Source organism: Cupriavidus sp. FW305-26 (genome assembly GCF_058787975.1).
Genome location: NZ_JBYTAH010000003.1, coordinates 52,517 through 72,007, shown reverse-complemented (window position 1 = coordinate 72,007; position 19,491 = coordinate 52,517). Strand labels below are relative to the sequence as shown.

The 19,491-nt window shown below is 63.4% G+C and carries 14 protein-coding genes; 3 read left to right on the top strand and 11 right to left on the bottom strand.

The window, feature by feature from the left end:
* Positions 1–6: 6 nt before the first annotated feature.
* From AC3WQZ_RS03370 to AC3WQZ_RS03360, 3 genes are all read right to left on the bottom strand, one after another.
* Positions 7–1,656, bottom strand: a complete 1,650-nt coding sequence (locus AC3WQZ_RS03370; protein ID WP_058697514.1) for an AMP-binding protein — start codon at positions 1,654–1,656, stop codon at positions 7–9.
* A 28-nt stretch (positions 1,657–1,684) separates the two neighbouring features.
* A complete protein-coding gene (locus tag AC3WQZ_RS03365) occupies positions 1,685–3,715 on the bottom strand; it encodes an NADPH-dependent 2,4-dienoyl-CoA reductase (protein WP_058697513.1) in 2,031 nt (676 codons plus the stop codon).
* Between the two features lie 339 nt (positions 3,716–4,054).
* Positions 4,055–5,395 (bottom strand): MFS transporter, encoded by a 1,341-nt coding sequence (locus tag AC3WQZ_RS03360; protein WP_058697512.1) that lies wholly within the window; start codon positions 5,393–5,395, stop codon positions 4,055–4,057.
* A gap of 345 nt (positions 5,396–5,740) precedes the next feature.
* On the opposite strand from AC3WQZ_RS03360, the gene AC3WQZ_RS03355 reads away from it, so the two are divergent.
* From AC3WQZ_RS03355 to AC3WQZ_RS03345, 3 genes are all read left to right on the top strand, one after another.
* Positions 5,741–6,733, top strand: coding sequence for an NADPH:quinone oxidoreductase family protein (locus tag AC3WQZ_RS03355; RefSeq protein ID WP_058697511.1), 993 nt, complete (start codon positions 5,741–5,743; stop codon positions 6,731–6,733).
* Positions 6,734–6,811: 78 nt separating this feature from the next.
* Positions 6,812–7,222: an HIT family protein gene (locus tag AC3WQZ_RS03350; RefSeq protein ID WP_058697510.1), complete on the top strand. Its 411-nt coding sequence runs from the start codon at positions 6,812–6,814 to the stop codon at positions 7,220–7,222.
* Positions 7,223–7,429: 207 nt separating this feature from the next.
* The gene (locus tag AC3WQZ_RS03345; protein WP_058697509.1) at positions 7,430–8,353 is read left to right on the top strand and encodes a LysR family transcriptional regulator; all 924 of its coding nucleotides are present in this window, start codon (positions 7,430–7,432) and stop codon (positions 8,351–8,353) included.
* A 59-nt stretch (positions 8,354–8,412) separates the two neighbouring features.
* On the opposite strand, the gene AC3WQZ_RS03340 is transcribed toward AC3WQZ_RS03345, so the two are convergent.
* The 8 genes from AC3WQZ_RS03340 to AC3WQZ_RS03305 all read right to left on the bottom strand — a co-directional run bounded on the left by AC3WQZ_RS03340 (position 8,413) and on the right by AC3WQZ_RS03305 (position 19,483).
* Positions 8,413–9,510, bottom strand: coding sequence for a branched-chain amino acid aminotransferase (locus AC3WQZ_RS03340; RefSeq protein ID WP_058697508.1), 1,098 nt, complete (start codon positions 9,508–9,510; stop codon positions 8,413–8,415).
* A gap of 172 nt (positions 9,511–9,682) precedes the next feature.
* Positions 9,683–10,384 carry an ABC transporter ATP-binding protein gene (locus AC3WQZ_RS03335; RefSeq protein ID WP_058697507.1) on the bottom strand — a complete coding sequence of 234 codons (702 nt, stop codon included), beginning with the start codon at positions 10,382–10,384 and terminating at the stop codon, positions 9,683–9,685.
* Positions 10,384–11,163, bottom strand: coding sequence for a high-affinity branched-chain amino acid ABC transporter ATP-binding protein LivG (gene livG / locus AC3WQZ_RS03330; RefSeq protein ID WP_058697506.1), 780 nt, complete (start codon positions 11,161–11,163; stop codon positions 10,384–10,386). The genes AC3WQZ_RS03335 and livG overlap by 1 nt, the downstream gene beginning before the upstream one ends.
* Positions 11,160–12,419: a high-affinity branched-chain amino acid ABC transporter permease LivM gene (locus AC3WQZ_RS03325; protein WP_058697505.1), complete on the bottom strand. Its 1,260-nt coding sequence runs from the start codon at positions 12,417–12,419 to the stop codon at positions 11,160–11,162. Before AC3WQZ_RS03325 ends, livG begins: the two co-directional genes overlap by 4 nt.
* 7 nt (positions 12,420–12,426) lie before the next feature.
* Positions 12,427–13,353, bottom strand: coding sequence for a high-affinity branched-chain amino acid ABC transporter permease LivH (livH, locus tag AC3WQZ_RS03320; protein ID WP_058697504.1), 927 nt, complete (start codon positions 13,351–13,353; stop codon positions 12,427–12,429).
* Positions 13,354–13,438: 85 nt separating this feature from the next.
* Complete coding sequence (locus AC3WQZ_RS03315; protein ID WP_058697503.1) at positions 13,439–14,557, bottom strand: branched-chain amino acid ABC transporter substrate-binding protein; 1,119 nt, start codon at positions 14,555–14,557, stop codon at positions 13,439–13,441.
* A gap of 88 nt (positions 14,558–14,645) precedes the next feature.
* Positions 14,646–15,764, bottom strand: a complete 1,119-nt coding sequence (locus AC3WQZ_RS03310; RefSeq protein ID WP_058697502.1) for a branched-chain amino acid ABC transporter substrate-binding protein — start codon at positions 15,762–15,764, stop codon at positions 14,646–14,648.
* 149 nt (positions 15,765–15,913) lie between these two features.
* Positions 15,914–19,483: an indolepyruvate ferredoxin oxidoreductase family protein gene (locus tag AC3WQZ_RS03305; protein ID WP_058697501.1), complete on the bottom strand. Its 3,570-nt coding sequence runs from the start codon at positions 19,481–19,483 to the stop codon at positions 15,914–15,916.
* Positions 19,484–19,491: the final 8 nt, after the last annotated feature.

The window sequence follows — 19,491 nt, the reverse complement described above, 5'->3', positions numbered from 1 at the left end:
AACGAGTCAGTAGTTGCGGTTGGCGATGACCTGAGCGACATGGTCGCGCAGCTTGAATTTCTGGAGCTTGCCGGTCGCGGTGCGCACGATCGGCTCGAAGATCACGTGCTTGGGTGTCTTGAAGCCCGGAAGCCTGGAGCGGCAGAACTGGATGACCTCCTCCTGCGTCAGCGTGCCTACGTACTGCGGATGCAGTTCCAGCACAGCACAGGGCACTTCACCCCACTTCGCATCAGGCACAGCGACCACTGCGACCTGGAACACCGCCGGATGCGTGAACAGCACTTCTTCGACCTCGATGGACGAGACGTTCTCGCCACCGGAGATGATGATGTCCTTGGAGCGGTCCTTGATCTCGATGTAGCCGTCCTCGTGCACCACGGCCAGGTCACCGCTGTGCATCCAGCCGCCCTGGAAGGCCTCGCGTGTGGCCTCGGGATTCTTGAGGTAGCCCTTCATGCCCAGGTTCCCGCGGAACAACACCTCGCCAATCGTCTTGCCGTCCCGCGACACCGGCTGGAGGGTATGGGGATTGGCCACGATCATGTCTCCCGCCACGGCCGTGCGCACGCCCTGGCGGCCCATGTGGCGCGACCTCTCCTCCGGCGCCATGGCGGCCCAGGAATCCTGGGTCACGCACACCGTGTTGACGCCGTGCTGTTCGGTCATGCCATATACATGCAGCACCTCGAAACCCAGCGCCTCGGTTTGCGCGATCACTGACACCGGCGGCGAGGCACCGGCGCAAGCAACCAGAATGGGTGAGCTTGGATTGCTCCAGTTCTGCGGCTTGCCAGCCACCAGCGAACTCAGCACCGCCGGCGCACCACAGAAATGCGTCACGCCATGTCGGCCGATGGCTTCGTAGATGTCTTCGGCGACAACCTTGCGCAAGCACACGTTCGTGCCGCCCACGGCTGCCATGGCCCAGGCATAGCACCAGCCGTTGCAATGGAACAAGGGCAAGGTCCACAGATAGACCGGCGTTCCGATGTTCAGCCGCGCATAGATGGCGGTGCCCAGGGCATTGAGATAGGCCGCGCGGTGGTGGTAGACCACCCCCTTCGGATTGCCCGTGGTTCCCGAGGTGTAGTTCAACGCGACGGCATCCCACTCGTCCTCGGGGTACCGCAGCTGCGCATCAGCCGGCGCATTAGCCAAGAAGCTCTCGTAGTCGATCACGCCGACCGGCTCGGCATCGGGGACGTCGCTGCCACGGATGTCCACGACATCCATCTGCATGCCGGAAAGCTTCACCGCCGCACGCGCCACATCTGCAAACTGCTGATCCACCAACAGCAAACGGGTCTCCGAGTGCTGCAGGATGAAGGCGATCGCTGCCGCATCCAGGCGGATATTGATGGAGTTGACGACCGCGCCCGCCATCGGCACGCCAAATTGCGCCTCCAGCATCTCCGGGATATTGGCCGCGAGGATGGCGACCGTGTCGCCGCGCTCAATGCCCGCACCGATCAGGGCACGCGCCAGGCTGCGGCAGCGCTCGGCATACGCGGCCCAGGTATAGCGCCGCTCGCCGTGGATGACGGCGATGCGGTCTGGATAGACATCCGCCGCACGGTCGAGAAACCCCAGCGGGGTCAGCGGCCGGTAGTTGCCGGGATTCTTATCGAGGTCTTGCTTGAACTTGTTCGTCATGCTTTTCTCCGGGTGGGACTGGTGAAGATCAGAACGAAACCGCCAAGCGCGTTGCCTGGTCGATGGCGCGCAATGCGTCCAACTCAGCCGCGACATCCGCTCCGCCGATCACGTGGGCCTTGACACCCCGCTTGGCCAAGCCATCGAACAGCGCCCGGTTCGACAGCTGTCCCGCGCAGAGAATGACGGTGTCCGCGTCCAAGACGCGAGCCTCGCCATTCACGCTGTAGTGCAGGCCCTGATCGTCGACCGCCCGGTAGCTCGCACCGGCAGTCATGGCCACATCGGCCTTGCGCAGCTTGGCCTTGAGAATCCAGCCCGTGGACTTGCCCAGGTTCTTGCCCAGTGATTCGGGCTTGCGCTGGAACATGTGGATGACGCGCTCAGTCGCGTGCTGCGCAGGCGCCTTGAGGCCTCCCGCGCTGCGGATACCCGTATCCACCCCCCAGGCATCCATGAACACCTGTGGCTTGAGCGACTCCTCGGCATTGCCGACCAGGTACTCGGCCACGTCAAAGCCAATGCCGCCCGCGCCGATGATGGCTACCTTGTTGCCCACCGGCGCGCCGTTGGCCAGCACATCCAGGTAGCTGACCACCTTCGAGTGATCGAGCCCGCGGATATCGGGCTCCCTCGGCACCACGCCGGTCGCAATCACCACCTCGTCGAACTCTCCCGAGCGCACACGCCCGGCCAGATCTCCGGCCTCGACACGCGTTTGCAGATGCACGGCCACCTGCAAGCGTTCCAGCGTGACCCGGAAGTACCGCAACATCTCGTTGAACTCGTTCTTGCCGGGCACCTTGCGGGCCATGTTCAGTTGGCCGCCCAACTGGTCGCCCGCCTCGAACAGCGTGACCCGATGTCCGCGCTGGGCGGCGTTGATCGCGAACGCCATGCCCGCGGGCCCACCGCCGACAACGGCGAAATGCTTGGGAGTGGCGGTCTTGCTGTTGTCGAACTCGATCTCGCGCCCCGCTCTGGGGTTGACCAGGCAAGTCGCCACGCGGTCAGTGAAGATGCGATCCAGACAGGCCTGGTTGCAGGCAATGCAGGTGTTGATTTCGTCGGCACGGTCTTCGCGCGTCTTGCGGGCGAACTCAGGGTCGGCCAGCAACGGGCGGGCCATCGAAACCAGATCCGCCGCGCCGGAGGCAATGATCTCCTCGGCCACATCGGGCGCGTTGATGCGGTTGGACGCCATGACCGGAATGCCAACCGCGCGCTTGACGTTGCGGATCGCGTCGATCCAGGCAGCACGCGGCACCGGGGCCGCCATCGTCGGCACGGACGACTCATGCCAGCCAATGCCGGTGTTGATCATGTCCGCGCCCGCAGCCTCGACACGGCGGGCAAATTCGGCAACTTCCTCGCCGGTCATGCCCCCGTCCATCAGGTCGATGGACGAGATGCGATAGATGACCATGAACTGCGGGGAGACCCGCGCCCGCACGGCCTTGACGATTTCGAGCGGGAAGCGGATCCGACGCTCGAAGTCCCCGCCGAACTCGTCGTCGCGCTGGTTGGTCAACGCTGCCGTGAACTCATTGATCAGGTAGCCCTCGGAACCCATGATCTCGATGCCTGCATATCCGGCCTGCTCCGCCAGCGCCGATGTGTGAGCAAAGCTCTCGACGGTTGTCCAGACCTCCGCGGTCGTCAGCGGACGCGGTGGATGAACGTTGATCCGCGCCTTGCCGGCCGAAGGTGCGACGCAGGTGGGCACCTTGGCATAGCGGCCCGCGTGAAGAATCTGCAGGACGATGTGGCCACCGGCCTCGTTCACCGCCGATGTGATGACGCGGTGCTCGTCCAGCTGCTCGGGCTTGTCCAGCACCAAACCGCCTTCGTCCATCACCCCTTCGGGCACGGGAGAGTAGCCACCGGTGAGGATGAGGCCGATCTCACCCGCGGCGCGGGCTGCGTAGAAGGCAGCCAGTCTTTCGTGGGGACGATCCAGCGTTTCCAGGCGCGTATGCATCGCGCCCATCACCATGCGGTTCGGCAGATCTACCCCAGCGACGCGCAGGGGGCTGAGGAGGTGTGGATAAGCGGGCATGCTTGTCTCTCGTGGTGGGCCTAGGGTGGTCTCAATGATCTCGGGTTCGCCCATTTACGTCAAGATCATGATGTATATTATTTCAATGATCTGGGGTTTATACCTACTTTTGCGGTCATTAGTCATCACAAAAGATCAATATCACTACACAAATAGGTGTGCGAGTGAGATCTCCAGCGGCAGCGCCGGCGCTGCGCGGCATCCGGGACATGCGGGGTTCGCAAGGGATCCCTTGCCCCCCCGGCTGTGCCGTTCGGGATCCGGCTCAGGGCAAGGCGGGACTCGAAGCGCAATAGCGCAGCCAACGGCTGGGCCGCCAAGGCCCAGCCGTTGGCGCACTCACACGGCGGTACCCGTTTTGAGGGTCAGTTCTGACGCCGATCGGCCATGGTTGATGCATGCGAGCGCAGCGGCTCCCAGGACGCCTGCGGCACCAATGACCAGGAAGTTCTGCTCAAGCGGAAGTTGCAGCGACACGATCAGCCCGATCAGCAAGGGAGCCGCGATCGCGCCAAGGCGCCCGATGCCCGACGCCATGCCGATCCCGGTCGAGCGGATGTCCGACGGGTAGTACTGGCCGCTGTAGGCATAGACGACGATTTGCGCGCCCGTGGAGCAGGCACCGACGGCAGCGATGATGAAATAGAGCACCTCGGTCGAGGTCTTGAGCGTCATCATGTACAGGAAAACGCCCCCAAGCGCGTACATGCAGACGACCACCCACTTGATGTGGAACCGGTCCGCGAGCCAGCCGCCGCCGATCGAGCCAATCACCGCCCCCACATTGAGTGCGATGACGAAACTCAACGCGGAACCCAGGCTGTAGCCCGACATGGCCATCAGCTTCGTCAGCCAGGTACTGAGCGCGTAGATCATGAACAAGCCGGTGAAGAAGGCCACCCAGAACATCACCGTGCTCAGCCCCCGGCCATCCTGAAACAGCTGCGCCACCGTCACGCCCGATTCCGAATGAGCCGCCTGAGGCGGGCGGAACGTGTCGTTCGTGCCGACCTTGAACGCCGGGTCGATGGACTGGACAAGCTGACGCAGCTGCCCGCTGTCGCGCCGGGACACCAGAAACGACAGCGATTCCGGCATCGACTTCAGGATGAAGGGAATCAACAGCACCGGAGCGCCGGCAGCGAAAAAGACAATCTGCCAGCCGAACTGCGCGATGAACTGCTTGCCCAGCACTGCGGCCAGGATTCCGCCGATGGCGTAGCCGGAGAACATGACGGTCGTCAGGAAGCTGCGGATCCGCTTCGGGGCGTACTCCGTCATCTGTGCGGTGATGTTCGGCATCACACCGCCAATGCCCAGCCCGGCGATGAAGCGCGCAATGCTGAACGTGACAGGGTCCTTGGTCAAGCCCGCTGCCGCAGTGAACACGCTGAAGAGAAAGACGCACAGCGAGATCGTCCAGCGACGCCCGATCTTGTCGGCCAATGCGCCCAGGAAGATGGCGCCGAACATCATCCCAAACAGCGCCGAGCTGGCCATAAATCCGGCGGTCGCAGCCTGCACGCCCATCTCTTTCATGATGGCTGGAAGCGCCGCTCCAGCGACCGCCAAGTCGTAGCCGTCAAGGATGATGACCAGAAAGCACCAGGCCAGCACCTTGGCGTGGAAGCGGTTGAACTTGGCCTTGTCGGCTAGTTCGTGAACGTTGATCTCTCGCATCGGTCTCGTCTCCTTCATTTCGGTATGAATGCATCGGAACCACGGCCAGGGACCCACTGCGCAGGCACTCTCATGCGAGACACAAGCGGCCTGAACAGACCTGCACGCGGCCCATCGTTTTCACGACGGCGGCATCTTCGCAGAACTTATCATATACATCAATATCTTGATGTATATGCAGCGACAAAACAGGGGTTTACACTAGTTTTTTGGAAATATTGTTATGAGATATGCAATGATGCATACATAATGACGTAGACGCGCGCCCCATTGTCAGCGGAACGGGGTAGCTACAACCGTTGGGTTTGAAGCGCGCACCCGCCACCCCTACCTCGTCCGATCAGCATGAAAGCCGTAGTCATCCGTCAATTCAGCGAAGACCCTCGCATCCATCGCGTCGAAGAGGTGACCGACCCAGTTGTCGGCCCCGACGACGTCCTGATCAGCGTCAAGGCCGCGTCGATCAACTTCCCCGATCTCCTGGTGATGAGCGGGAAATACCAAGTCCTGCCTGAGCCGCCCTTCATCCCTGGGAAGGATGCGGCGGGGATCGTGGAGGCGGTCGGTGCGAACGTGAGCTCACTCAAGAGCGGGGACCACGTCGTGGCGCAGGTGGAAAACGGCTGCTTTGCAAGTCGTCTGTCCGTTCCGCAGGCGAGCGCGCACAAGATTCCGACCGAAATGCCCTTCGTCGATGCGGCTGCGATGGGCCTCGTGTACCAGACGGCGTTCTTTGCGCTCACTGATCGCGGCGGCTTCCGCAAAGGCGAGACCGTACTGATCAGTGGCGCCGCCGGAGGCGTCGGCCTGGCCGCCGTGCAGATCGCCAAGGGGCTTGGTGCCAAAGTCCTCGCAGGCGTGACTTCGGAAGCCCAGGCGGAAGCGGTGCGCCAATCCGGAGCCGACGAGGTGATCGACCTGTCCGTCCCCAACCTTCCCGAGTCCGTTCGCGCACAAGTGCATCGCGCTACAGACGGCAAAGGTGCCGACGTATTTCTGGACCCCGTGGGTGGCGACGTGTTCGATGCGTGCATTCGACAGCTCGCTCGGCGCGGCCGGGCCGTGATCATCGGATTTGCCGCCGGCAAGATTCCGGTGATCAAGGGCTCCTACCTGCTGCTCAAGAACATCTCCGTCGCCGGCATGCAGTGGACGGACTATCCGATGCACTCGCCCGAGCTCGTCGCAGAGGCCCAGGCGAAGCTCAACCAACTCTACCAGCAGGGGTTCGTGCGCCCGCGCGTCATGCAAACGTTCCCTCTCGAATCCTTCGCTGACGCAGCGGCCCGGCTCGCGTCAAGAGGGGTGATCGGGAAGCTCGTCCTCACCATCCGATAGGACGGTTCCCCTCAAAGCAAGCCGGACACACGGCCCTCGCCGACAGCCGTCTGGCACAACATTCATGCAGGAACATATATGGGTGCCACGATTTTTACCCGCATCATTCAGCGCGAGATTCCCGCTGCCATCGTCTATGAAGACGATTTAACGATCGCTTTCATGGACGCAGGCCAGGTCAACCCCGGCCATGTGATTGTGGCCACCAAGGCGCAGGTCGAGACAATTCTCGATCTCGACGACGAGACAGCTGGCGCGCTGTTCCGGACGGCAACACGCATCGCCCGCGCCGTCGAAGCTGCCTTCCATCCGGACGGCATCACCGTGCTGCAGACGAACAAGCCAGCAGGTTGGCAGACGGTTCCGCATGTGCATCTGCACGTGCTGCCGCGCCAGCACGGTGATGGCGTGACATTGGGATGGCCACGCAAGGAGCCGTCGTTGACAGAACTGCAGTCATTGGCCTCCCGGCTGACTGGCTTTGTATAGCGCCAAGCAGCCGCAAACCCCATCGCGGATGTTCCGACGCAAGGCAAGTCGAACACCGTGAGCCATGCCGCACCGAGGATGATTTTTGAATTGATCGCCTATGCCGTCATCGGAAACCACCTTTGTTGATGCCTCGGCCAGGTTTCGGCAAGGCATTCTTGGCCGCTGCCGGTTGAGCCGGGCAAGACCAAAGCCAGCGAGGACAACATGGCCGTAGCGGATCCATCGAGCCCCTACAACTGGTCGCTGGGTGAGTTGCATGCTTTCTGCCTCATCTGCGAGTCCCGAAATCTGAGCCAGGTCGCCCTGCGGCTGGACATGAGCCAGTCCGCCGTTTCACTCATGGTGCGGCGCTGGCGCGACGTGGTGGGAGACCCGCTTTTCGTGCGGTCTCGCTATGGGGTGGCCCCGACCGATACAGCCCTCGCCCTGTACAAAAGGATCCAGCCGCTTCTTGAAGGCCTGAGACAGGCGCTCGTCCAGCCGACGGGTTTCGACCCCGCAAGATCGACGCGGGTCTTCAAGCTCCATATGTCCGACATCGGCCAACTGGTGTTTCTCCCGGAACTCCACGGGCACCTCAATCGCAAGGCACCGGGTGTTCGCCTTGCCATTCAGTCGCTTCGGTGGGAGGAAGTCGAGAACGGACTGGCCTCGGGAGCTGTCGACATCGCCATGGGTTCACTACCCATGATCAAGGGCAGAGTGCATGCCCGCACCGTGCGCAAGGACCGGTTCTTCACCATCATGCGCCGCGAGCACCACATGGCGCAGCGCAAGCTTGATCTGGCCAAGTTCGCCGAGGCAGAGCACCTGGTCATCGATGCGGCGAGCAGCGGGCATGCCCTGGTGGAGGGCGTGCTCCGCTCCAAAGGGGTGTTCCGCCGTATCGGATTGAGTGTGCCGCACTACCTGGCAGCCGAAAGCCTGCTGACCAAGAGCGACTACTTGCTGACGCTGCCCGAAGGCGGCCTGTCCATCATTCAACACCTCGACAGATTCCACGTGACCCCTACACCGCTCCAACTGCCCACCTTCGACATCCGCGTTCACTGGCATGAGAGAAGCCGCAGCGATGCAGGAATCCAATGGCTGCGCGATTCGATCATGGAGCTCTTTTCCAAGGGCTAGCCGCAAGGATGAAGACAGGAAGAAGCCCGCGGGTTTGGCAGACCTGCGGGCGGAGTGCTTCAGCCGATCCGTTCCATCCAGCCATGCGTGTCGGGAGCACGCCCCTGCTGGATATCGAGCAGGGCCGATTTCAAGCGGCTCGCCACCGGCCCCACATCACCGTCGCCAACCGTGAAGTTGTGCTGGCGTCCTTTCACGGTGCCGATCGGCGTCACCACGGCAGCCGTGCCGCAGGCAAACGCTTCGGTCAGGCGGCCGCTTTGGGCATCTGCCTGCCACTGGTCAATGGCATAGGGCTCTTCACGCACGGTCATTCCCATGTCGCCCGCCAGCACCATCAAGGACTCGCGCGTGATGCCGGGCAGGATCGTGCCGGTCAGGGGCGGAGTCTGGATCGATCCGTCGTTGAAGACAAAGAAGATATTCATCGCGCCCAGCTCCTCCACCCAGCACCGATCGACGGCATCGAGGAACACCACCTGGTCGCAGCCCTGGCGGGCCGCTTCCGCCTGCGCGGCCAGGCTCGCGGCATAGTTGCCGCCGCATTTGGCATCGCCGGTTCCGCCGGGCCCGGCACGGGTGAAGTCCTCGGAAACCCATACCGTCACGGCAGATGAGCCCGCCTTGAAGTAGGAGCCCACAGGCGACGCGATGGCGCAATACAGATACTCGGCCGAAGGCTTCATGCCCACCAACACCTCGGTGGCGATCATGAAAGGCCGCAGATAGAGTGCCGCGCCATCCGCCGCCGGGATCCAGTCGCGGTCGATACGCACCAGTTCCCGCACGGACTCCAGGAACAGGGATTCCGGCAGCGGCGCCATCGCCAGCCGGTTCGCGGAATTGCGAAAGCGGCGGGCATTGGCGTCGGGGCGGAACAGCGCCACGCTACCGTCTGGCTGGCGATAGGCCTTCATGCCCTCGAAGATTTCCTGAGCGTAGTGAAAGACCAGCGACGCCGGATCGAAGTTGAAGCCACCGCGCGGCTCAATCTTGGCGTCGTGCCAGCCGCGTTCCGCCGAGTACCGAGCGGTCGCCATGTGATCGCTGAACTGGCGCCCGAACGCCGGATTCTCCAGCAGCTTCGCGCGCACCTCTGGCGCAGTCGGCGACAGACTTCTCTCGATCGAAACCTTCAAATCGGCATCGTTGCCCATTTTTTACTCCTTGTGTAAACCCCAAACTCAACGGTCAGAAAATCCTGACCAACTCTTCGTGGCACTGGATGGCGAAGTGGCAAGCCGAGGCCGCGGCCATTGGCATTGGAGGACGCCCATTCGGCCTTTCAGAGAATCCCGTGCCAAAGCATTGCCACCCAGGGTGCCGCCCCTATCCACCCAGATAGGCTTGCTTAATGCGGTCATTGGTGAGCAGATTCCTGCCGGTGTCAGCGAGAACGACGCGCCCGGTTTCCAGCACGTAGCCCCGATCGGCCACTTGCAGTGCCTTGTTGGCGTTCTGCTCGACCAGAAAGACCGTGACCCCTTCTTCCCGGATCGTGCGGATGATGTCGAAGATCTGCGCAATGACCAGCGGCGCCAGACCCAACGTGGGTTCGTCCAGCAGCAGCAGACGTGGACGGCTCATCAGGGCGCGGCCGATCGCCAGCATCTGCTGCTCGCCGCCTGACATCGTTCCGGCGCGCTGAGCCGAACGCTCGCGCAGCCGCGGAAAGAGCTTGAACACATGCTCGATCCCGGCCTCGATTTCATGGCGATCGGCGAAGAAGCCGCCCATCTTCAGGTTGTCCACCACGGTCAGACTGGGAAACACCCGCCTGCCCTCCGGCGAGATCGCCATGCCCATGCGCATGATGTCGTGGGTGTTGCGGTTGGTAATGTCCCGCCCCTCGAACAGCACGCGCCCGCTGCTGGCGCGCGGGGAACCGCACACCGTCATCATCAGCGTCGTCTTGCCCGCGCCATTGCTGCCGATCAGGGTGACGATCTCCCCCTTCTTGACCTCGATCGATACCCCGGAAAGTGCCTCGATGGCGCCATAGTGGGTGTGGATTTTCTCCAGCTTTAGCATCACTCCTCCCCCAGGTAGGCCTTGATCACGCGCGGGTCGTTCCGCACCTCTTCGGGCCTGGCTGTGACGATTGGCCGCCCGTGCTCCATCACGAGAATGCGGTCGGAGACGCCCATGACCAGCCCCATGTCGTGTTCGATCAGCAGCACGGAGATCCCGAACTCGTGGCGCAGCCGCTTGATCAGGTGCTGGAGCTCGAGCTTTTCCTGCGGGTTCAGGCCCGCCGCGGGCTCGTCCAGCAACAGCAGCCGGGGTTTGGTGATCATGCAGCGGGCGATTTCCAGGCGGCGCTGGTGGCCGTAGGAGAGCGTCCCGGCCTCGCGATTGGCGACCTCGGTCAACTCCATCCGATCCAGCCATTGCGCGGCACGCACCAGCGCCTCCCGCTCGGCGCGGCGGTATGCGGGCGTCGCCAGCAACCCATGCAGCAGCCCCGTCTTGACCTGCAGATGCTGCGCGACCATCAGGTTTTCCACGACCGTCAGACGCTTGAACAGGCGGATGTTCTGGAAGGTGCGCACCAGGCCCTTGCGTGCCACGAGGTGGCTGGGCAGCCCTGCGATGCGGTGGCCATCCAGGATCACGTCCCCGCCGGTCGGCTTGTAGAACCCGCCGACGCAGTTGAACACCGTGGTCTTGCCCGCACCGTTCGGCCCGATGATGGCGAAGACCTCGTTGCGGCGGACCTGGAAGTCGATGCCGTTGACCGCCATCAGGCCACCAAAGCGCATCTGCAAGCCGGAGACTGTGAGCAATTCGGAAGATGCAATGGCAGTCATCGCGGCAACTCCAGATGGGGGCGGCTGGTGGGCAGCAGCCCTTGGGGGCGCCAGATCATCATCAGGATCATCACCAGGCCAAAGATCAGCATGCGGTACTCCGCAAACTCGCGCGTGAGTTCCGGCAGCACCGTCAGCAGAATGGCCGCCAGCGCCACGCCGAGCTGCGAGCCCATGCCGCCGAGCACAACGACCGCGAGGATCAACGCCGACTCGATGAAGGTGAAGGACTCGGGATTGACCAGCCCTTGGCGTGCCGCGAAGAAGGCGCCGCCGATGCCCGCGAAGGAAGCGCCCAGCGTGAAGGCCGACAGCTTCACGCGGGTCGGGCTCAGGCCCAGCGAGCGGCAGGCGATCTCATCCTCGCGCAGCGCCTCCCAGGCCCGGCCCATCGGCATGCGGATCAACCGGCTGGTGACGAAGAGCGTGAAGCCCACCAGCAACAGCGCCAGCAAGTACAGGAAGAGCACCATGTGGTCCCCTCTGTAGGTCAGGCCCAGCAGTTCATGGAAGGTCTGCGCGCCTGCCGTCTTAGCGGCGCGCGCAATCTCGAACCCGAAGGCCGTCGGCTTGGGGATGCCCGAGATGCCATCGGGACCGCCTGTCACGCTGGTGAGATTATTCAGCAACAGCCGGATGATCTCGCCAAAGCCCAAGGTGACGATGGCCAGATAGTCGCCGCGCAGGCGCAGCACCGGAAATCCGAGCAGGAAGCCGAATGTGGCCGACATCGCCGCCGCGATCGGGAGGCACTCCCAGAAACTCAATCCGAAATACTGGTTGAGCAACGCATAGGTGTATCCGCCGACGGCGTAGAAGCCCACGTAGCCCAGATCGAGCAGCCCGGCGAAGCCCACCACGATGTTCAGGCCCAGGCCCAAGATCACGTAGATCAGCGCCAGCGTGGCGATGTCGAGCGCCCCGCGCGAGCCGAAGAACGACCACGCGAACCCCGCCAGCAGCAAGAACCAGATCGCCACGCGCTGCTGATGCGGCCCCGGCATCGGAATGGCTGGCAGCCGCACGACGCCGCGCGCGCCTGCCAGCATCGGCTTGCACAACTGGAACAGGAACACCACGATCACGGCAATCCACACGGGACGCCAGTGCGGCTCCAGGACCATCTTGTACCCGTCGAGCTTGAGTTGGAGCCCAAGCGCCGGGATGGTCAACACCGCGGTCAACAGGGCCGCGATCGCCGCGTCCTTGAGGACGGCGGGGAACGGCGACGCTTTCATTGCAATGGCTTGTGTCATGTCGTCCTCACACTTTCTCCACATCCGGCTTGCCCAGCAGGCCGGTCGGCCGGAACAGCAATACGAGAACGAGCAGGCTGAATGCCACCACGTCCTTGTATTCCGCAGGCATGTAGCCGGTCGCGAACGTTTCCGCCAACCCCAGCACAATGCCGCCCAGCATGGCACCGGGAATGCTGCCGATACCGCCCAGCACCGCGGCCGTGAAGGCCTTGATGCCAGCGATGAAACCGATGAAGGGGTTGAGCTTGCCGATGGTCAGCCCGATCAGCACCCCGCCCACGGCGGCGAGAATGGCCCCGAGCACGAAGGTGAAAGAGATCACCTTGTTGGTGTCGATGCCCAGCAGATTGGCCATGCGCATATCCTCGGCGCAGGCACGGCAGGCGCGCCCCGTGCGCGAACGCGCGATGAACAGCGTCAGCAGGATCATCAGCGCCACGGTCACGCCCACGATGAGCAAGCGTGCGTAGGGCACGGTGACGGTGAAGTCCCCGCCCATGTCCAGCTCCAGTGCGCCAGACACCAGCACAGGCACGGAAACGTCCCGCGCGCCTTGCGCGATCTGCATGTAGTTCTGCAGGAAGATGGACATGCCAATCGCCGAGATCAGCGGCACCAGCCTCGGCCCGCCCCGCAAGGGGCGGTAAGCCACGCGCTCGACGACAAAGCCGTACGTGCCGGTGACCACCACCGACACCAGCAGCGCTGCGCCGAGCACCAGCGGCAGCGGATAGCCCGCCTGCGTCCCGATGGCGGTGAGCGTGACCAGACCGAGATACGCACCGATCATGTAGATCTCGCCGTGGGCGAAGTTGATCATGCCGATGATCCCGTACACCATGGTGTAGCCGATGGCGATCAGCGCATAGATAGAGCCCAGCGTCAGGCCATTGACCAGTTGCTGGGTGAATTGGGGAAGGAAGTCGCTCATCCAGGATGCCTCGCAACAAGAGCGTTCAAAGCAGGCCGGCAGCATCCGATCCTTGAACCGGACGCCGGCCTAGCCACGTGCTGCATCAGTTGGCAGCGGTCTTGGTGGCATCCTTGTGCCAGGTGTAGACCACGAACTTGAACGACTTGAGGTCTCCCTGGGCGTCGTACTGGACCGTGCCGATCGGGGTCTGGAAAGTGTTCTGGTGCATGAAGGCAGCGACCTTTTCCGGGTCCGTGCTCTTGGAGCCGGACATCGCATCGGCGATGATCTTGACCGCAGCGTAGGCCGGCATCTGGAACGCGCCGCCCGCGTCACGCTTTTTCTCGGCAAAGGCCTTCACGAGCCCGGCGTTCGCGGGGTCTGCAGAGAAATCAACAGGCAGCGTGAGCAGCATGCCCTCGGAAGCCGCGCCCGCGATGGCCGTCACCTCCTTGCTGCTCACAGCCTCCGGCCCCATGAAGACCGCTTTCACGCCCTGCTCCCGCGACTGGCGCATGAGGAGCCCGATCTCCGGGTGGTAGCCGCCGAAGTAGACGAAGTCGATGCCCTGGGACTTCAGCTTCGTGATGACGGCGGAATAGTCGGGCTCGCCGGCATTGATGCCCTCGTAGAACACCACCGGCACCTTGGCGGCATCCAGCTCCTTCTTGACCGTGGCGGCAATGCCTTGGCCGTAGGACTGCTTGTCGTGCAGCACCGCCACCTTTTTCGGCTTGACCGTATTGATGATGTAGCCTGCGGCCACGGGCCCCTGCTGATCGTCCCGGCCGATCGTTCGGAAGATGAGCTTGCGCTTCTTGCTCTCGGTCAGCTGCGGCGCCGTGGCCGTCGGCGTCACCATGAGCACGCCTTCGTTCTCGTAGATCTCCGAAGCGGGAATGGTCGATCCGGAGCACACATGGCCGATGACGTACTTGATGCCCTGGCTGACGATCTTGTTGGCGACTGCCACGGCCTGCTTGGGCTCACAGGCGTCGTCCATGATGACGGGCTCCAATTTCTTCCCATTCACCCCACCTGCGGCATTGACCTGCTCGATGGCGGTCAGGGCGCCTGCCTTCATCATGTCGCCGTACTGGGCCACCGAACCCGTCATGGCGCCAGCAATGGCGATCTTGACGGTCTGGGCTTGCGCGGACAGCCCCAGGACGGCGAGGACGGCAGCCGCAGCAAGCCGATGAGGACGAATCGTGGATTTCATGGCAGTCTCCATTGTTGAAATAGGTAGGGATGGGCAAAGCACCGAGGCCCGCCCCGCCCTCCCGGAGCGTGACGGACCCAGCGGAAAATCAGTTGGCGGGCGTCTTGGTGGCGTCCTTGTGCCAGGTGAAGACGGTGAACCGGAAAGACTTCAAGTCACCCTGGGCGTCGTACTCGACCTTGCCAATGGGCGTCTGGAAACTGTTCTGGTGCATGAACGCAGCCACTTTGGCGGGGTCGGTGCTCTTGGCGCCGGCAATGGCATCCGCAAGCACCTTGACGCCGGCATAGGACGGCAGCTGGAACGGACCATTGATGTCACGCTTCTTGTCTGCAAAGGCTTTCACCACGGCCGCATTGGCGGGGTCGGTCGAAAAATCCGCAGGCAGCGTGACCAGCATCCCCTCGGAAGCCGCACCGGCAATCGCGGTCACGTCCTTGTTGCCAACGCCTTCCGGCCCCATGAAGACGGCCTTGATGCCTTGCTCGCGCGCCTGACGCAGCAGCAGTCCCATTTCCGGGTGGTAGCCGCCGTAATAGACAAAGTCGATCTTCTGCGACTTGAGCTTGGTGATGATGGCCGAGTAGTCGGTATCGCCCGCGTTGATGCCTTCAAACAATGCGACGGGAACCTTGGCCGCATCGAGGTTCTTTTTCACAGTGGCGGCAATGCCCTGGCCGTAGGATTGCTTGTCGTGCAGGACGGCCACCGCCTTGATGCCTTTCTGGGCAATGACGTACCGGGCCGCCGCAGGGCCCTGCTGGTCGTCGCGACCGATGGTGCGGAAGATGAACTTGCGCTTCTTGCCCTCGGTCAGCTGCGGCGCGGTCGCGGAAGGCGTCACCATCACCACGCCCTCGTTCTCGTAGATCTCCGAGGCGGGAATCGTCGATCCCGAACAGAGGTGGCCGATCACGAACCGGATCCCCTGGCTGACGATCTTGTTGGCGACCGCCACGGCCTGCTTGGGTTCGCAGGCATCGTCCATCATGACGACCTCAAGCTTGCGCCCGCCGGTGCCGCCTGCAGCATTGATCTGCTCGACCGCCGTCAACACACCGGCCTTTGCCATGTCTCCGTACTGCGCGACGGGGCCGCTCACGGGGCCAGCCAAAGCGATCTTCACCGTTTCCGCGTGCGCGGACGGGCCAAAGCATGCAAGCACGGCCGCAGCCGGAATCGCAAGGAATGAGCGAGTTGTTTTCATGGTTGCTATGCCGGTGTTGTCCGGAATCGATCTGAATTTCGAGGAAAGAACTACGCAGGTCGGTCTGGCCTGCGTGGCCTGACCGGAGAAACCGGCGATGACGCAATGCCCGGTGTTTCGGGCACCGCGTCATGCCGAAGGCTGGTGAATCAGGCGACCTCCTTCGCCACGGTCCCGTTGCGCCACTGGTGGCGAAGGGCCGCCCACTTCTCGCGTGCCGCCGCAAGATGGCGCTCCTTCACGTGGCCATACCCCCGGATCTCTTCGGGAATGCGGGCGATTTCCACGGCGAGGGAGAGCTTCTCCGGCGACAGCATGGGAAGCAGCTCCTCGACGCTGGCGCGATAGTCCTGGATCAGGGCGCGCTCCGTCCTGCGTTCCTCGGTCCGGCCAAAGGGATCGAGCGCCGTGCCGCGCAGGCTCTTCATCTTGGCGAGGATTCCGAAAGCGCGGCGCATCCAGGGGCCGAAGGGTTGCTTGACCAGTTCACCCTTGTCGTTGCGTTTGGCAAACGTCGGGGGCGCGAGGTGGTGCACTACCTTGAAGTCGCCTTCAAACATGTCGGCCAGCTTCTGCGTGAATGCCGCATCGGTGTGCAGCCGCGCCACTTCGTACTCGTCCTTGTAGGCCATCAGCTTGAACAGGTAGCGCGCCACCGCCTCGGTCAGGCGAGTGCTCTTTAGGCGTGTTTCAGACGAGCGAACCTTCTCAACGAAGGACTGGTAGTCGGCCGCATAGGCTGCGTTCTGATACGCCGTCAGGAACTCGACGCGCTTGCGGATGACCTGGTCGAGCGACGGCTTGCGCACGATCTCGATCACGGCCGCGGCCTGGTACAAGGCCTGCACCGCCTTGAGGTCATGGGCGCACCGGCGTCCCCACTCGAAGGCCGCCTTGTTGTTCTCGATCTGCACCCCATTGAGTTCCATGGCACGCATCAAGGCAGCGTGCGAGAGCGGCACCTTGCCCATCTGCCACGCATAGCCCAGCATCAGCGGATTGGTGTAGATCGAATCGCCCAGCAACTGCACCGCAGCCTGCTCCGCGTCGAAGCTGGACACCATCTGCGCACCCGCCGCGGCGGCCAGCACCGCTTCGCAGTTGCCGCCGGGGAACTGCCAGTCGGGGTTCTGCGTGAAGGCAGCGGTCGGTGTGCCATGCGTGTTCAGCGCAACGAACGTGCGCCCTTCGCGGATCAGCCCCGTTGCGTACTTGTTCGCACCGACGATGGCGTCGCACGCGATCAGGAGGTCCGCGTTGGCCGTATCGATCTTGGTTGTGTGGATGGCTTCCGGCCGGTTGGCAATCTGGACATGGCTCCAGGTCGATCCGCCCTTCTGCGCCAGGCCCGCCGCGTCCTGCGTGACAATGCCCTTGCCCTCAAGGTGCGCGGCCATGCCCAGCACTTGCCCGATGGTGATCACGCCGGTTCCGCCAACGCCTGCGACGAGAATGCCCCAGGCCTCCTCGGCGACCGGCAGCACGGGCTCGGGAATGCGGGGCAGCGCGGCGAGGTCCCCCTTCTTCTCTTTCTTGGGCTTCTTGAGCTCGCCACCCTCGATGGTGACGAAGCTCGGGCAGAAGCCCTTGACGCAGCTGTAGTCCTTGTTGCAGGAGTTCTGGTTGATGCGGCGCTTGCGGCCGAACTCGGTTTCCAGGGGCTCGACCGACAGGCAGTTGGACTGCACCGAGCAGTCGCCGCAACCCTCGCAGACCAACTCGTTGATGACCACGGTCTTGGCCGGCGTGGCGAGCTTGCCGCGCTTGCGGCGGCGGCGCTTTTCGGTGGCACAGGTCTGGTCGTAGATGATCGCCGTGCAGCCCGCGATCTCGCGCAGCTCGCGCTGGATCTTGTCGAGGTCATCGCGGTGATGCACGGTGACCCCCGCCTCCAGCGTCACGCCGTCGTATTTCTGCGGCTCATCGGTGACGATGACCAGCTTCTTCACGCCTTCCGCGACCAGGCTCTTCTGGATCTGCAGCACGCTGTGGCCTTCGGGGCGCTCGCCCACCTGCTGGCCGCCGGTCATGGCCACCGCATCGTTGTAGAGCACCTTGTAGGTGATGTTCACCCCGGCCGCGATCGATTGGCGAATGGCCAGCAGGCCGCTGTGGAAGTAGGTGCCGTCACCCACGTTGGCGAACACGTGCTTGTCGGTCGTGAACGGGGCCTGCCCCACCCAAGCCACGCCCTCGCCGCCCATCTGGCTGAAGGTGCTGGTGCTGCGGTCCATCCACTGCGACATGTAATGGCAGCCGATGCCCGCCAGCGCGCGCGAGCCTTCCGGCACGCGGGTGCTGGTGTTGTGCGGGCAGCCGCTGCAGAACCACGGCATGCGATCCCCGGTGTCGATCTTCATCTCCGCCATGGCTCGCTCGCGCTGATCGATCACGGCCAGTCGCGCATCCATGCGCGCGGCGATGTCGCTGCCTTCCGGCGCCATGCCGATCTTGCGCAAGCGCTTGGCGATCGCCTTCGCGATGATGGCCGGCGTGAGGTCGGCCTTGGCACGCAGCAGCCAGTTCTCGCTGGGGTTGGGCATGGACCACTCGCCGCCGGTGTGGTCACCTTCCTGCTCGTCGAACTTGCCGAGCACATTCGGCCGCACGTCGGGACGCCAGTTGTAGAGCGCCTCCTTGATCTGGTACTCGATGACCTGGCGCTTTTCCTCCACCACCAGCACCTCCTGCAAGCCCATCGCGAACTCGCGGGTGGCGGTCGCCTCCAGCGGCCAGACGACGTTGACCTTGTGCAGGCGAATGCCCAGGCGGCGGCAGGTATCGTCGTCCAGGCCCAGATCGACCAGGGCCTGCCGGGTATCGTTGTACGCCTTGCCGCTGGCGATGATGCCGAAGCGATCCTGAGGGCCCTCGATCACATTGCGATTGAGGCGGTTGGCGCGCATGTACGCGAGCGCGGCATACCATTTGTAGTCCATCAGCCGGGCTTCCTGCTCCAGCGGCGGATCCGGCCAGCGGATGTGAACGCCGCCGGGGGGCATGGCGAAATCCTCCGGCAGAGCGATCTGCACCCGATCCGGATCGACGCTGACCGAGGTCGTGGACTCGACCACTTCCTGAATCGTCTTCATGCCCATCCACACGCCGGAGAAGCGGCTCATGGCAAAGGCGTGCAGGCCGAGATCAAGGATCTCCTGCACGCTCGAGGGAAAGAAGACCGGCATCCCGCAGGCCTTGAAGATGTGGTCGCTCTGGTGCGCCGCCGTGCTGCTCTTGGATGCGTGGTCGTCGCCCGCGATGGCGATCACGCCGCCGTGCTTCGCGGTTCCGGCCATGTTGGCATGCTTGAAGACGTCCGAGCAGCGATCCACCCCCGGCCCCTTGCCATACCAGAGACCGAAGACCCCGTCGTACTTCTTGGTCTGGGGATACAGATCCAGTTGCTGCGACCCCCACAGCGCGGTGGCGGCCAGTTCCTCGTTCAGCCCCGGCTGGAAGACCACGTGGTTCGCCTGCAGGTGCTTCTTCGCGGCCCAGAGTGCCTGGTCGTAGCCGCCCAGCGGGCTGCCGCGGTAGCCGCTGATGAAGCCGCTGGTATTCAAGCCAGCGGCAAGGTCGCGCTGGCGCTGCAACATCGGCAGGCGAACCAGCGCCTGTACGCCGCTCATGAATGCCCGGCCGCGATCCAGGCTGTATTTGTCGTCGAGCGTGACTTTTTCGAGAGACTTGCGGATCGCCTCGGGAAGTGGACTGTTCATGTGATTTC